At 60.4% G+C, this 13,597-nt stretch carries 13 protein-coding genes and 1 pseudogene; 10 read left to right on the top strand and 4 right to left on the bottom strand.

Annotated elements, in window-relative coordinates:
* The first annotated feature begins 142 nt into the window (after positions 1-142).
* The gene (locus tag ACA073_RS03545) at positions 143-1,669 is read left to right on the top strand and encodes a CoA-acylating methylmalonate-semialdehyde dehydrogenase (RefSeq protein ID WP_497401684.1); all 1,527 of its coding nucleotides are present in this window, start codon (positions 143-145) and stop codon (positions 1,667-1,669) included.
* Positions 1,670-1,679: 10 nt separating this feature from the next.
* On the top strand, positions 1,680-2,567 hold the full coding sequence (gene mmsB / locus ACA073_RS03550; RefSeq protein WP_497401685.1) for a 3-hydroxyisobutyrate dehydrogenase: 888 nt from the start codon (positions 1,680-1,682) through the stop codon (positions 2,565-2,567).
* A gap of 171 nt (positions 2,568-2,738) precedes the next feature.
* On the opposite strand, the gene ACA073_RS03555 is transcribed toward mmsB, so the two are convergent.
* The 3 genes from ACA073_RS03555 to ACA073_RS03565 all read right to left on the bottom strand — a co-directional run bounded on the left by ACA073_RS03555 (position 2,739) and on the right by ACA073_RS03565 (position 5,662).
* Positions 2,739-3,083, bottom strand: a complete 345-nt coding sequence (locus ACA073_RS03555) for a cupin domain-containing protein (RefSeq protein WP_497401686.1) — start codon at positions 3,081-3,083, stop codon at positions 2,739-2,741.
* A 170-nt stretch (positions 3,084-3,253) separates the two neighbouring features.
* On the bottom strand, positions 3,254-4,657 hold the full coding sequence (locus ACA073_RS03560; protein ID WP_497401687.1) for an amino acid permease: 1,404 nt from the start codon (positions 4,655-4,657) through the stop codon (positions 3,254-3,256).
* Positions 4,658-4,759: 102 nt separating this feature from the next.
* The gene (locus tag ACA073_RS03565) at positions 4,760-5,662 is read right to left on the bottom strand and encodes a LysR substrate-binding domain-containing protein (protein WP_497401688.1); all 903 of its coding nucleotides are present in this window, start codon (positions 5,660-5,662) and stop codon (positions 4,760-4,762) included.
* A 206-nt stretch (positions 5,663-5,868) separates the two neighbouring features.
* Between ACA073_RS03565 and ACA073_RS03570 the strand changes: the two genes are divergently transcribed.
* Complete coding sequence (locus ACA073_RS03570) at positions 5,869-6,633, top strand: sulfite exporter TauE/SafE family protein (protein WP_497401689.1); 765 nt, start codon at positions 5,869-5,871, stop codon at positions 6,631-6,633.
* On the opposite strand, the gene ACA073_RS03575 is transcribed toward ACA073_RS03570, so the two are convergent.
* Positions 6,623-6,937 carry a putative quinol monooxygenase gene (locus ACA073_RS03575; protein WP_497401690.1) on the bottom strand — a complete coding sequence of 105 codons (315 nt, stop codon included), beginning with the start codon at positions 6,935-6,937 and terminating at the stop codon, positions 6,623-6,625. The two genes, ACA073_RS03570 and ACA073_RS03575, sit on opposite strands and share 11 nt — an antisense overlap.
* A 162-nt stretch (positions 6,938-7,099) precedes the next feature.
* Here ACA073_RS03575 and mdaB point away from each other — a divergent pair, with 162 nt between their 5' ends.
* The 7 genes and pseudogenes from mdaB (at position 7,100) to ACA073_RS03610 (ending at position 13,557) form a co-directional block, all read left to right on the top strand.
* Positions 7,100-7,690, top strand: a complete 591-nt coding sequence (gene mdaB, locus ACA073_RS03580; protein WP_497401692.1) for an NADPH:quinone oxidoreductase MdaB — start codon at positions 7,100-7,102, stop codon at positions 7,688-7,690.
* Between the two features lie 190 nt (positions 7,691-7,880).
* Entirely contained in the window at positions 7,881-8,792 is a 912-nt protein-coding gene (locus tag ACA073_RS03585; RefSeq protein ID WP_497401694.1) for a LysR family transcriptional regulator, read from the top strand.
* A 103-nt stretch (positions 8,793-8,895) separates the two neighbouring features.
* Complete coding sequence (locus ACA073_RS03590; RefSeq protein ID WP_497401696.1) at positions 8,896-9,789, top strand: NAD-dependent epimerase/dehydratase family protein; 894 nt, start codon at positions 8,896-8,898, stop codon at positions 9,787-9,789.
* Between the two features lie 206 nt (positions 9,790-9,995).
* Positions 9,996-11,441, top strand: a complete 1,446-nt coding sequence (locus tag ACA073_RS03595) for a SulP family inorganic anion transporter (protein WP_497401698.1) — start codon at positions 9,996-9,998, stop codon at positions 11,439-11,441.
* Positions 11,442-11,444: 3 nt separating this feature from the next.
* Positions 11,445-11,543: pseudogene (locus tag ACA073_RS03600) on the top strand (MurR/RpiR family transcriptional regulator); the annotation flags it as partial.
* A 1-nt stretch (position 11,544) separates the two neighbouring features.
* Positions 11,545-13,002: an N-acyl-D-amino-acid deacylase family protein gene (locus ACA073_RS03605; RefSeq protein ID WP_497401699.1), complete on the top strand. Its 1,458-nt coding sequence runs from the start codon at positions 11,545-11,547 to the stop codon at positions 13,000-13,002.
* Between the two features lie 186 nt (positions 13,003-13,188).
* Complete coding sequence (locus tag ACA073_RS03610) at positions 13,189-13,557, top strand: glyoxalase superfamily protein (protein WP_497401701.1); 369 nt, start codon at positions 13,189-13,191, stop codon at positions 13,555-13,557.
* Positions 13,558-13,597: the final 40 nt, after the last annotated feature.

The following is a 13,597-nucleotide window of genomic DNA, read 5'->3' on the forward strand; positions in this document are numbered from 1 at the left end:
CGTTCTTATTAGAAGTTTGCACATCTATACTCCAAAAACAGTCCGACAACCAATTCGCGACACACGCCTCATCTCAAGGCGACTTTCTCGCCTTGGCTCCCCAGATAGCTCTCTAAATAAGAACAATGTCCCGGAGACCAACATGAACGCATCGCTCACGCCAAACGAAACCACTGTGCAAAAGGTCAAGCTGTTGATCGACGGCGAGTGGGTCGAGTCCCAGTCCACCGAATGGCACGACATCGTCAACCCGGCGACCCAGCAAGTGCTGGCCAAGGTTCCGTTCGCCACGGCGCAGGAAGTCGACGCCGCGATCAGCGCCGCCCATCGCGCCTTCCAGACCTGGAAGCTGACCCCGATCGGCGCGCGCATGCGCATCATGCTCAAGCTCCAGGCGTTGATCCGCGAACACTCCAAACGCATCGCCGTGGTGCTCAGCAACGAGCAGGGCAAAACCATTGCCGACGCTGAAGGCGATATTTTCCGTGGCCTGGAAGTGGTCGAACACGCGTGCTCCATCGGCAGCCTGCAAATGGGCGAATTCGCCGAGAACGTCGCGGGCGGCGTCGATACCTACACCCTGCGTCAGCCGATCGGCGTCTGCGCCGGTATCACCCCGTTCAACTTCCCGGCGATGATTCCGCTGTGGATGTTCCCGATGGCCATCGCCTGCGGCAACACCTTCGTGCTCAAGCCGTCCGAACAGGACCCGATGTCGACCATGCTGCTGGTGGAACTGGCGATCGAGGCCGGCGTTCCGGCGGGCGTGCTCAACGTGGTTCATGGCGGCAAGGACGTGGTGGACGCGCTCTGCACTCATAAAGACATCAAGGCTGTTTCCTTCGTCGGTTCGACCGCCGTCGGCACTCACGTCTACGACCTGGCCGGCAAACACGGCAAGCGCGTGCAATCGATGATGGGCGCGAAAAACCACGCCGTGGTGCTGCCGGATGCCAATCGCGAACAGGCGCTGAATGCGCTGGTCGGCGCCGGTTTCGGTGCAGCTGGTCAGCGTTGCATGGCGACGTCCGTGGTGGTGTTGGTGGGCGCGGCCAAGCAATGGCTGCCTGACCTGAAAGCGCTGGCGCAGAAACTCAAGGTCAATGCCGGCAGCGAGCCGGGCACTGATGTGGGTCCAGTGATTTCGAAACGTGCCAAGGCGCGAATTCTCGACCTGATCGAAAGCGGCATCAAGGAAGGCGCCAAGCTTGAACTGGATGGTCGCGACATCACCGTTCCTGGCTACGAGAAGGGCAACTTTGTCGGCCCGACCCTGTTCTCCGGCGTGACCCCCGAGATGCAGATCTACACCCAGGAAATCTTCGGCCCGGTGCTGGTGGTGCTGGAAGTGAATACGCTCGACGAGGCCATCGCACTGGTCAACGCCAACCCGTTCGGCAACGGCACGGGCTTGTTCACCCAGAGCGGTGCGGCGGCGCGTAAATTCCAGACGGAAATCGATGTCGGCCAGGTCGGTATCAACATCCCGATTCCGGTGCCGGTCCCGTTCTTCAGCTTCACCGGTTCGCGCGGTTCCAAACTCGGCGACCTCGGCCCGTATGGCAAGCAAGTGGTGCAGTTCTACACTCAGACCAAGACCGTCACCAGTCGCTGGTTTGACGATGACAGCGTCAACGACGGTGTGAACACCACCATCCACTTGCGTTAAGGAGCCGGACATGAAAATCGCTTTTATCGGTCTCGGCAACATGGGCGCGCCGATGGCGCGCAACCTGATCAAGGCCGGCCATTCGCTGCGGCTGGTCGACCTGAACAAAACCGTTCTGGCCGAGCTGGAGCAACTGGGCGGCAGCATCAGCGCGACGGCCCGTGAAGCGGCTCAAGGCGCAGAACTGGTGATCACCATGCTGCCCGCCGCGGTGCACGTGCGCAGCGTGTGGCTGGGTGAAGACGGCGTGCTGGCGGGGATCGCCAAAGGCGTGCCGGCCGTGGATTGCAGCACCATCGATCCGCAAACCGCGCGCGATGTGGCAGTTGCGGCAGCCAGGCAAGGCGTGGCCATGGCGGATGCGCCGGTGTCGGGTGGCACTGGTGGCGCAGCGGCCGGGACGCTGACCTTCATGGTCGGCGCCACGCCGGAATTGTTCGCCACCCTGCAACCGGTGCTGGCGCAGATGGGCCGCAACATCGTCCATTGTGGTGAAGTCGGCACCGGGCAAATCGCCAAGATCTGCAACAACCTGCTGTTGGCGATCTCCATGGTCGGCGTCAGCGAAGCCATGGCGCTCGGTGATGCTCTGGGGATCGACACCACCGTGCTGGCCGGCATCATCAACAGTTCCACCGGTCGTTGCTGGAGCTCGGAGATGTACAACCCGTGGCCGGGCATCGTCGAAACGGCGCCGGCCTCGCGCGGTTATACCGGCGGTTTCGGTGCCGAACTGATGCTCAAGGATCTGGGGCTGGCCACGGAGGCGGCACGTCAGGCGCACCAACCGGTGGTGCTCGGCGCGGTAGCCCAGCAGTTGTATCAGGCGATGAGTCAGCGTGGGGAAGGTGGCAAGGACTTCTCTGCGATCATCAACAGCTATCGAAAACCGCAATAACAACCTGTTTCAACCTGTGGGAGCGGGCTTGCTCGCGAAGAGGGAGTGTCAGTCAACATCAATGCTGACTGACACTCCCTCTTCGCGAGCAAGCCCGCTCCCACAGGTATCGCACGTACCTTTCGACATTTACCGGGAAATCACGTCGGGTGATTTCCCGGTTTTTTTGCATCAGGCAAGCACGAAATATTTGCGCACGGTTTCAACTACTTCCCACGTGCCTTTCATCCCCGGCTCGATGACGAAAATATCACCGGCACGCAGATGGATCGGCTCCTTTCCTTCCGGGGTGATGATGCAGTAGCCCTCGCGGAAATCGCAGTATTCCCACTTCACGTATTCCACATACCATTTGCCCGGTGTGCAGATCCAGGTGCCCATGATCTTGCTGCCGTCTTCGCTGGTGTAGGCGTTGAGGTTGACGGTGTGCGGATCGCCTTCGAGTTTTTCCCATTTGCAGGCGTCGAGGACCGGCAGTGGGTGAGTGTCGCGAAGAACGGTAATCGGTGCGGACATGATGACTCCGGGGGTGAGGGAGAACTGAAGTCGCACCCTATAGGGCTTGGTACGGCATCAGTTGTCTGTGCTCGACATCGGGGTGTCCAGAAACGCTCGATAATTTTGCGCACCCCATAAAAAACGCCCCGGCATTCATGGAATGCCGGGGCGTTTTTTTTATTGAGTGGTTACTCAGCCACTGGCAGGTTTCGATGCCTGGCCATGCGCAACCGGTAGCAACCGTAGATCACCAACACCCACACCGGCATGGCATACACCGAGGCACGCACCGGCGGAATCATCCAGATGACGCAGATGATCACGGCCATGAACGCCAGGCACAGGTAATTGGTGTACGGCGACCAGAATGCCTTGAAACCGGGCACGATGCCGCGCTGAACCATGGCCTTGCGAAACTTCAGATGTGTCAGGCTGATCAGCGCCCAGTTGATCATCAGCGAAGCGACCACCAGGGCGAACAGCAACTCAAGGGCTTCTTGCGGAGCGACGTAGTTGACCAGCACCGCCAGCATCGTGACCAACGCCGAGACGCCCAGCGCCAGTAACGGGACGCCTTGTTTGTTCAGCTTCATCAACACCTTGGGTGCATCGCCTTGTTCGGCCAGGCCGAAGAGCATGCGGCTGTTGCAGTAGACGCCGCTGTTGTAGACCGAGAGCGCGGCGGTGAGCACCACGAAGTTAAGGATCTGCGCGGCGGTGTCGCTGCCGATCAAGGCGAAAATCTGCACGAACGGACTGCCGCTGTAGGTATCGCCCGAGGCACCCAGGGTCTGCAGCAGTTGATCCCAGGGATACAGCGACAGCAACACGGTGAGCGCGCCAACGTAGAAAATCAGCACCCGGTAAACCACCTGATTGATGGCCTTGGGAATGACCTTTCTCGGCTCGCTGGCTTCAGCCGCAGTGATGCCGACCAGTTCCAGACCGCCGAAGGAAAACAGGATGAACGCCATCGCCATCAGCAGACCGCTGTAGCCGTTGGGGAAGAAACCGCCGTGACTCCACAGGTTACTCACCGATGCTTGCGGCCCACCGGTGCCGCTGAACAGCATGTAGCAGCCCAGAAGGATCATGCCGATGATGGCCACGACCTTGATGATCGCGAACCAGAATTCCATCTCGCCGAAGACTTTGACGTTCAGCGTATTGATCAGGTTGACCAGCACGAAGAACACCGCCGCGCTGACCCAGGTCGGCACCTCCGGCCACCAGAACTGCACGTACTTGCCGACAGCCGTCAGCTCGACCATGCCCACCAGCACATACAGCACCCAGTAGTTCCAGCCGGACAGGAAACCGGCAAAACCGCCCCAGTAGTTGTGCGCGAAGTGGCTGAAAGAGCCGGCCACCGGTTCTTCGACAATCATCTCACCGAGTTGGCGCATGATCAGGAAGGCGATGAGCCCGGCAATCGCGTAGCCGAGGATCATCGACGGTCCAGCGGACTTGAGCACTCCGGCGGAGCCCAGGAACAGCCCCGTACCAATGGCTCCGCCCAATGCGATCAGTTGAATGTGCCGATTTTTCAACCCCCGCTTGAGCGTTGCCTGTTGCAAGATTTCATCCGCCATCTGATTCCCTTTTGGTTGTTGTGGTCAGGCCTGATTTGAAAGCGCAGATATTACTCTGCGCGGCCTTCGTCATACAGGTGCCTGTTGGGCCAAACACTGGTTTCAAGGGCTCCCGGTCCGGTTTGTAGCGCGCAACGCGTCGAGCAGGGCTCTGGCATAACCGGGCAGGCCAGTGAATGAGCGGGCGCACAGCAACAATTTGCGCTGTGCCCAGTCTTCCTTCAGGGCGAAGCTCTTGAACGGTTGATCGACGGCCCGGCGCTGGATCGCTGCCAGCGGCACAATCGCCAGCCCGGCGCCGCGAGCGACCATGCGCATCACCCCGTCGAAACCTTCCGCTCGGATGCGGATTTGCAGGCGCCTCCCCGCGTGCAGCGCCTGTTCTTCGAGGTACACCGCCAGTGCGCTATTGGCGCTCAGGCCGACGTAATCGTGATGCAGGGTGTCGCTGAAGGCCGGTGTCGCGCCGTTCGCCAGGGGATGGTCGGGCGGTACGATCAGCACCAGCGGATCATCGCGAAAGGGCAGGGTTTCGAGGGCGTGGGTGTCCACGGCGTCGGAGACGATACCGAGGTCTGCAGCGCCCTGACGCAGAGCGTGAGTGATACGGGCGCTGGGCAACTCCTGCAGATCAATGTCGAGGTTGGGATGACGGCACAGGAAGTCCGCCAGCACTTCCGGCAGGTGCTCGGTGATCGCTGTGGTGTTGCATAACAAGCGCACCTGACCTTTGACGCCTTTGGCATATTCGGCCAGGTCCTGCTGCATGCGTTCGGCATGTTGCAGCAAGAGTCTGGCGTGTTGCGCCAGGGCTTTTCCGGCAGGCGTGGGGGTGACGCCGCGCCGACCGCGTTCGAGAAAATCAATGCCCAGAGATGATTCCATCGCGCGGATTCGCGCGCTCGCTGCCGCCAGGGATAAATGGCTGCGAGCGGCGCCGGCGGTGATGTTGCCGGTGTCGAGGATGTTCAGGTAGAGGCGCAGGTCGGTCAGGTCGAAGTGCATTAGAACGGCCTTCTGGTATGCGTTGTCTGGTCGGACGCCTTCGCGAGCAAGCCCGCTCCCACATTTGGAATGCATTCCACTGTGTGAGCGGGCTTGCTCGCGAAGGCGTCAGTTGATCAACAAATTCCTATGCCTCCACCAAAACAAGAGGCAACCTCAGTATATGGCAGATTTTCACCCAGCCATTCCGGGCTCAGGATAAGCCCATGAATACGCTCGCCACGTTCTACCAAAACCTCGGCTTGACCCTTTCCCTGATGGTCATCGCCACCTTCCTGCTGGCCGGGATGATCAAAGGTGTCATCGGCCTCGGCCTGCCCACCATCGCCATGGGCTTGCTCGGTCTGGCTATGGCGCCGTCGCAGGCTGCGGCGTTGCTGATCATTCCCGCGACCCTGACCAACGTTTGGCAACTGGCATTCGGCGGGCATTTGCAGGGGCTGGTCAAACGGCTGTGGCCGATGCTGCTGGCGATCTTCATCGGCACCGGCGCCGGCACGTTGTGGATCGGCATGGCCGGCGGTCATTGGGTGGTGCGGGGATTGGGCGCGGCGTTGCTGCTCTACGCGCTGAGCGGGTTGTTCCTGCCGACCTTGTGCGTCAATCGTGTCACCGAACGCTGGCTTGGGCCGCTGTGCGGCGTGTTGACCGGCGTCATCACCTCGGCCAACGGCGTCTTCGTGATTCCGGCGGTGCCGTACCTGCAAGCACTGGGTTTGAGCAAGGATGAACTGGTGCAGGCGCTGGGCCTGTCCTTCACCGTGTCGACCCTCGCACTCGCCGCCGGCCTGTTGTGGCGCGGGGCGCTGGGCGGGGGCGAGTTGAGCGCGTCATTGCTGGCGCTGATCCCGGCGGTGCTCGGCATGTTGCTCGGGCAATGGCTGCGTCAGCGGATCAGCGCCGTGCTGTTCAAGCGCGTGTTCTTCATCGGCCTCGGTGTACTCGGCAGCCATTTGCTGATCAGCGGGTAGCGGACGACGGGCTGAGCATGTCGATCGCGCGAATCTCGAAATCCCGTTCCAGGTATTCCTCGCGCTGCTCGAGAAACTGCTGCATGTGCGGCAGGTTCGAGTGCACGTCGAGGTGCGCCTGGGATTGCCAGATCTCGAAGAAGATAAACAGCGTCGGGTCCTGTTTGTCGCGCAGCATGTGGTACTCGATGCAGCCGGGTTCGGCGCGGCTCGCTTCCACATAGCCGCGGAAGAACGCTTCGAAGGCGTCGGATTTTTCCGGGCGGGTCTTGGCGTGCAGGATGAAGCCTTGCATTTCACTCATCAAAAGTCTCCTCAAGTTCAGAATCGGCGCCAGTGTATGGCAACAATCGCCTGTCGATTCGTGCGTATGGGTCAAATGAATTTTGCGAATTCAGGGCTTATTCCGCGCGAGGCCGGTCGCTAACCTGCCGCCATCCAATTTTTGAACCTTTCGAGATTTCTCATGAAAAAAGTCCTGTTGCTCAATGGCGGCAAAAAGTTTGCGCACTCCGATGGCCGCTACAACACCACCCTGCATGAAGCCGCGTTGAGCGTGCTGGATCGCGGCGGTCTTGACGTGAAAGCCACCTTCATCGACGAGGGTTACGACGTCGTCGAAGAAGTCGCCAAATTTCTCTGGGCCGACGTGATCATTTATCAGATGCCCGGCTGGTGGATGGGCGCGCCGTGGACCGTGAAGAAGTACATCGACGAAGTCTTCACCGAAGGCCACGGCAGCCTCTATGCCAGCGACGGTCGCACCCGTTCCGACGCCTCGCAAAAGTACGGCAGCGGTGGTCTGGTGCAGGGCAAGCAATACATGCTGTCGCTGACCTGGAACGCACCGCAGCAAGCCTTCGACGACCCGACCGACTTCTTCGAAGCCAGGGGCGTGGACGCGGTGTACTTCCCGTTCCACAAGGCCAACGAGTTTCTCGGCATGACCGGATTGCCGACGTTCCTGTGCGTTGACGTGATGAAGCGCCCGAACATCGAAGCCGATGTGGCGCGTTATGAACAGCACCTGACCGAGGTGTTTGGCCTCAAGGCTTGAGGCTCGGCTACTATCGAAAGCCTGAATCTGTGATAAGGAGCTTTTGTGGCGAGGGGATTTATCCCCGTTGGACTGCGTAGCAGTCCCATTTTTTGGGGCCGCTTCGCAGCCCAACGGGGATAAATCCCCTCACCACATGAGGTTTCCTCTGTACAGCGAAATTGCGCAGGACTTTCGATAAGGAACACACGTGAAAGCCAGATCCGATGAGTTGCAGATTTTCGTCTGCGTGATTGAGTGCGGGTCGATTTCGGCGGCGGCCGAGCAGGTCGGGCAGACGCCTTCGGCGGTGAGTCGCACGTTGTCGCGGCTGGAAGCCAAGCTCGATACCACGCTGATCAACCGCACCACGCGACGCATGGACCTGACCGAGGAGGGCAAGTATTTCTTCGAGCACGCCAAGCTGATTCTCGATCAGATGGACGAGCTCGAAGAGCGCCTGTCCTCACGCCAGCAAACCCCGTCCGGGCGCTTGCGGATCAACGCCGCTTCACCGTTCATGCTGCACGCCATCGTCCCGTACATCGACGAGTTCCGCCGGCTCTACCCGGACATTCAGCTGGAACTCAACAGCAACGACCTGATTATCGACCTGCTCGAACAGAGCACCGACATCGCCATCCGCATCGGCACGCTGGCCGACTCGACCCTGCACGCCCGTTCGCTGGGTTGCAGCCCGCTGCATATCGTCGCCAGCCCGGCTTACCTTGAGCAATACGGCACACCGACGGTGGTCGAGGAGCTGAGCGGGCACGCGCTGCTGGGCTTTACCCATAACGAGGGCCTCAACCAATGGCCGTTGCGTTATGTGCATGGGGATCGCTGGCCGATTCAGGCGTCGATCAGCGCGTCCAGCGGCGAGACGATCAGGCACCTGGCGCTGGAAGGTCAGGGCATTGCCAGCCTGTCGCATTTCATGACCATCGAAGACATTCGCGCCGGGCGCTTGAAGGTGCTGCTGGCGGATTTCAACAGCGGCTATCGCCAGCCGATCAACGCGGTGTACTACCGCAACTCGCAACTGGCCCTGCGGATTCAGTGCTTTCTGGACTTCATCCAGGGCAAGTTGGCGGTTTACGCGAACTCGGATTTCAAGGGCTGATTCGTGATCCCTGCGCAAGAGTGAATTGGGTCAACGGGGATTTTTCGTCAGTGACGACTGCTTGATACTCGTTGCATCACTTATTCACGCAGGGAGTTTCTCCATGAACGTATTCGTTACCGGTGCCGCCGGTTTTATCGGCGGCTCAATCGCTACCGGCCTGGTTCGCGCTGGCCACACGGTCACCGGCCTGGTGCGCAGCACCGAACAAGCCAATGAATTGAGCGCTTTGGGCATCACCCCGGTCATCGGAACTCTTGACGACAGCGCACTACTGGCCGAACAGGCCCGCACTGCCGACGCCGTGATCAACGCCGCCAGCAGCGACCATCGCGGTGCGGTGGAAGCCTTGCTCAATGCCTTGCGCGGTTCCGACAAAGTGTTCCTGCACACCAGCGGTTCGAGCATCGTCGGCGATGCGTCGGGCGGCAAGTCCAGTGACGTCCTCTATGACGAAGACAGTCTGCCTGAGCCGACGGTCGACAAGGCTGCGCGTGTAGCCATCGACAACCTGATCCTCGCCGCGGCGAAAGACGGGGTGAACTCGGCCGTGATCTGCAACACCCTGATCTACGGCCACAGCCTGGGCGTCAAGCGTGACAGCGTGCAATTGCCGCGCTTGCTGAAACAGGCGCGCAAAAGTGGCGTGGTGCGTCATGTCGGCACCGGCCAGAACATCTGGTCCAACGTGCACATCGAAGACGTGGTGTCCCTGTACCTGCTGGCGCTGAGCAAAAACGTACCGGGGACGTTCTACTTCGTTGAAAGTGGTGAGGCGTCGTTCATTGAGATGACCACGGCGATTGCCCAGGCGTTGAATTTGGGGGAGCCACAAGACTGGCCGCTGAAAGACGCCGAAGTCGAGTGGGGTTATGAAATGGCCAACTATGGTTTGGGCTCCAACAGCCGGGTGCGTGGCAAACATGCGCGTGAGTTGTTGGGGTGGGTGCCGAAGCGGACTTCAGTGGTTGAGTGGATTCGGGACGAGATGGTTTGAGTTCGCTTTAGACCGTGTCGCGCCTTTCGCGAGCAAGCCCGCTCCCACATTTTGATCTTCATAGGGCACAGATTTTGTGTACGACGAAGATCCACTGTGGGAGCGGGCTTGCTCGCGAAGGCATTTTCAGCCGCCCGACAACTGGCCCGGTTGCCCTCAATTCCGTAACATCCGCTCCCCTCTTCCCCTGCTGTGTCCGGTCCCCCATGAAAGCAAAACGTCTGCGCGCCGATGTCCTGGCCGGACTCACCACCTCATTCGCCCTGCTTCCCGAATGCATCGCCTTCGCGCTGGTCGCCCACCTCAATCCATTGATGGGGCTTTACGGCGCATTCATCATTTGCACCCTGACCGCGCTGTTCGGCGGACGGCCGGGGATGATCTCCGGTGCGGCCGGTTCGATGGCGGTGGTCATCGTCGCGCTGGTGGTGCAGCACGGTGTGCAGTATTTGCTCGCGACGGTGTTGCTGGGTGGCCTGATCATGCTGGCGTTCGGGCTGCTGAAACTGGGCAAGCTAGTGCGGATGGTGCCGCATCCGGTGATGCTCGGCTTCGTCAACGGCCTGGCGATCATCATTGCGTTGGCGCAACTCGAACACTTCAAGAGCGGTGACGCCTGGCTCAGCGGCACGCCGTTGTATCTGATGACGGGGCTGGTGGCGCTGACGATGGCAATTGTCTATCTGTTGCCGCGACTGACCCGTGCCGTGCCTCCGGCATTGGTGGCGATTCTGGGCGTAGGACTGGCGGTGTATCTGCTCGGCCTGCCGACTCGCACGCTGGGCGACATGGCGCACATCGCCGGTGGCTTGCCGACGTTGGCGTGGCCGGACATTCCCTGGACGCTGGACACCCTGCGCGTCATCGCTCCTTACGCGATATTGATGGCGCTGGTTGGCCTGTTGGAAACCCTGCTGACCCTGAACCTGAGCGACGAAATCACCGAGAGCCGTGGCTTCCCGGATCGCGAGTGCGTGGCGCTGGGCGCGGCCAACATGGTGTCCGGTATGTTTGGCGGCATGGGCGGCTGCGCGATGATCGGCCAGACCGTGATCAACCTCAGTTCCGGTGGTCGCGGCCGGCTGTCCGGCGTGGTGGCCGGCGTACTGATTCTGCTGTTCATCCTGTTTTTATCACCGTTGATCGAGCGCATCCCGTTGGCTGCACTGGTCGGGGTGATGTTCGTGGTGTCGCAGCAAACTTTCGCCTGGGCTTCGCTGCGGGTTGTGAACAAGGTGCCGCTGAACGACGTGCTGGTGATCGTCGCGGTGACGGTCATTACCGTGTTCACCGATCTGGCCACCGCCGTGCTGTGCGGGATCATCATTGCCGCGCTCAACTTCGCCTGGCAGCAGGCCCGTGAACTGTATGCCGACAGTCACCTCGAGGCGGACGGCAGCAAGCTTTACCTCCTGCATGGCACGCTGTTCTTCGCCTCGACTACGCCGTTTCTCAACCAGTTCGATCCCGCCAATGACCCGTCTGTGGTGACGATTGATTGTCGTCACCTGAGCTTCGTCGACTACTCGGCCATCGCCGCGCTCAAGACCCTGCGCGAGCGCTACGCCAAGGCCGGCAAGCATCTGCGCGTGCTGCACTTGTCCGAACGCTGCAAGAAACTGCTCAAGCGCGCCCGCGTGAATCACGACTGATGCCTGGCCAATTCTGAAGACAATCAAGAACGCCTGCGGCGGATCAAACTCGCCCTCGACGATTACCGGGGCGGCGACGATCACTTGCCGCTGGGAGACTGACATGATGTACGACACGCTGATTCGCAACGCCCTGATCATCGACGGCAGCAACGCCCCCGGTTATCGCGCCGACGTGGCGATTCTGGATGGCCGTATCGAGCGCATCGGCGACTTGCACGACGCCACCGCCACCGAAGAAATAGACGCCGCTGGCCGAGTGCTGGCGCCGGGTTTCATCGACGTGCACACCCACGACGACACCGTGGTGATCCGCCAGCCACAGATGCTGCCCAAGCTAAGTCAGGGCGTGACCACCGTCATTGTGGGCAACTGCGGGATCAGCGCTTCGCCGGTGAGTCTGAAAGGTGATCCGCCGGACCCGATGAACCTGCTCGGCACCTCGGCGGCCTTTGTTTATCCGACATTCAGCGACTATCGCGCGGCGGTCGAAGCGGCGCCCACCACGTTGAATGTTGCCGCACTGGTGGGTCACACCGCGTTGCGCAGCAATCATCTCGACGACCTGTTTCGCACGGCCACACCGGATGAAATCAGCGCGATGCGCGAGCAATTGCGCGAGAGCCTTGAAGCCGGCGCCTTGGGTTTATCCACAGGCCTGGCGTACGCCAGCGCCTTCTCGGCCTCCACCGATGAAGTGATGCAGCTCACCGAAGAACTGACCGCGTACGGCGCGGTGTACACCACCCATTTGCGCAGCGAATTCGAGCCGGTGCTGGAAGCCATGGACGAGGCGTTCCAGATTGGCCGCCACGCGAAATCACCGGTGATCATTTCCCACCTCAAATGTGCCGGCGCCGGTAACTGGGGGCGGAGTCCGCAACTGTTGGCTTCGCTTGAAGAGGCCGCGAAAACCCACCCGGTGGGCTGCGATTGTTATCCCTACGCGGCGAGCTCTTCGACCCTGGACCTCAAGCAAGTCACCGACGCCCATCGCATCACCATTACCTGGTCCACGCCACATCCTGAGCTGGGTGGACGTGACCTGATGGACATCGCCGCCCAATGGAACGTTTCGCTGCTGGATGCCGCCCGCCGGCTACAACCGGCCGGCGCGGTGTACTACGGCATGGATGAGAACGACGTACGAAGCATCCTCGCGCACCCGCTGTCGATGATCGGCTCTGACGGCTTGCCCGAAGACCCGTTTCCGCATCCGCGCTTGTGGGGCGCATTCCCACGAGTGCTAGGACATTTCAGTCGCGACGTCGGGCTGTTTCCGCTGCACACGGCGGTACACAAAATGACCGGGTTGTCCGCGGCGCGATTCGGTTTGAAGGACCGGGGCGAAATCCGTGAAGGGCATTGGGCGGACCTGGTGTTGTTCGATCCGGTGACCATTCGCGATGTTGCGGACTTCAATGATCCTCAACGGGCGGCGGAAGGTATCGACGGGGTGTGGGTCAACGGTGTGTTGAGTTACAGCGATGGGCAGGCGAACGGGAAAAGGGAAGGGCGGTTTCTGGCGCGGGAAGGGGATTTGCGCGCAGGTTTTCATTGATCGTAAAGATCGTAGCCTGCGGCAGCTCCTACGTTGAAATGCGTACCCGTAGGAGCTGCCGCAGGCTGCGATCTTTTGAACTGCTTCACATGATGGCACATTGCAATTAAAGAAAGCCGCCAGCAGGCCGAAGCGCTGACACTAGCCCAGCTACACTCTGGGCCTTTCCAGTCTGGGAGCAACTTCATGAGCTTCGGAAAAACCACTCCGATCCTGCGGATTTTCGACGAAAACAAGGCCGTGGAGTTCTACGTCGACTTCCTGGGTTTCAAGATCGACTGGCAGCATCGTTTCGAGCCGGATTTGCCGCTGTACTTGCAGGTCTCTCGCGGCGAATGCGTGCTGCATTTGTCTGAACATCACGGCGACAGCACACCGGGTTCGGCGCTGCGTATCGAGACGGATGAGCTGGAGGCGTTTCAGCAGCAACTGCTGGCGAAGGAATACACGTTTTCGCACCCACAGATTCAGGCAATGCCGTGGGGCAGCCAGGACATGACGATTGCAGACCCGTTCGGGAATCGGTTGGTGTTTACCAATGCAATTAGTGTTTGAGAATGGGTTAACACCCAATCTTTCCGTTGTTTGTTAGATA

This window comes from Pseudomonas sp. LBUM1670, from assembly GCF_059695695.1.

What these genes read in the sequence shown, in the direction of transcription:
- ACA073_RS03545 (WP_497401684.1), top strand. Translation starts at nt 143, where the DNA reads ATGAACGCATCGCTCACGCCAAACGAAACCACTGTGCAAAAGGTCAAG.
- mmsB (WP_497401685.1), top strand. Translation starts at nt 1,680, where the DNA reads ATGAAAATCGCTTTTATCGGTCTCGGCAACATGGGCGCGCCGATGGCG.
- ACA073_RS03555 (WP_497401686.1), bottom strand. Translation starts at nt 3,083, where the DNA reads ATGTCCGCACCGATTACCGTTCTTCGCGACACTCACCCACTGCCGGTC.
- ACA073_RS03560 (WP_497401687.1), bottom strand. Translation starts at nt 4,657, where the DNA reads ATGGCGGATGAAATCTTGCAACAGGCAACGCTCAAGCGGGGGTTGAAA.
- ACA073_RS03565 (WP_497401688.1), bottom strand. Translation starts at nt 5,662, where the DNA reads ATGCACTTCGACCTGACCGACCTGCGCCTCTACCTGAACATCCTCGAC.
- ACA073_RS03570 (WP_497401689.1), top strand. Translation starts at nt 5,869, where the DNA reads ATGAATACGCTCGCCACGTTCTACCAAAACCTCGGCTTGACCCTTTCC.
- ACA073_RS03575 (WP_497401690.1), bottom strand. Translation starts at nt 6,937, where the DNA reads ATGAGTGAAATGCAAGGCTTCATCCTGCACGCCAAGACCCGCCCGGAA.
- mdaB (WP_497401692.1), top strand. Translation starts at nt 7,100, where the DNA reads ATGAAAAAAGTCCTGTTGCTCAATGGCGGCAAAAAGTTTGCGCACTCC.
- ACA073_RS03590 (WP_497401696.1), top strand. Translation starts at nt 8,896, where the DNA reads ATGAACGTATTCGTTACCGGTGCCGCCGGTTTTATCGGCGGCTCAATC.
- ACA073_RS03595 (WP_497401698.1), top strand. Translation starts at nt 9,996, where the DNA reads ATGAAAGCAAAACGTCTGCGCGCCGATGTCCTGGCCGGACTCACCACC.
- ACA073_RS03605 (WP_497401699.1), top strand. Translation starts at nt 11,545, where the DNA reads ATGATGTACGACACGCTGATTCGCAACGCCCTGATCATCGACGGCAGC.
- ACA073_RS03610 (WP_497401701.1), top strand. Translation starts at nt 13,189, where the DNA reads ATGAGCTTCGGAAAAACCACTCCGATCCTGCGGATTTTCGACGAAAAC.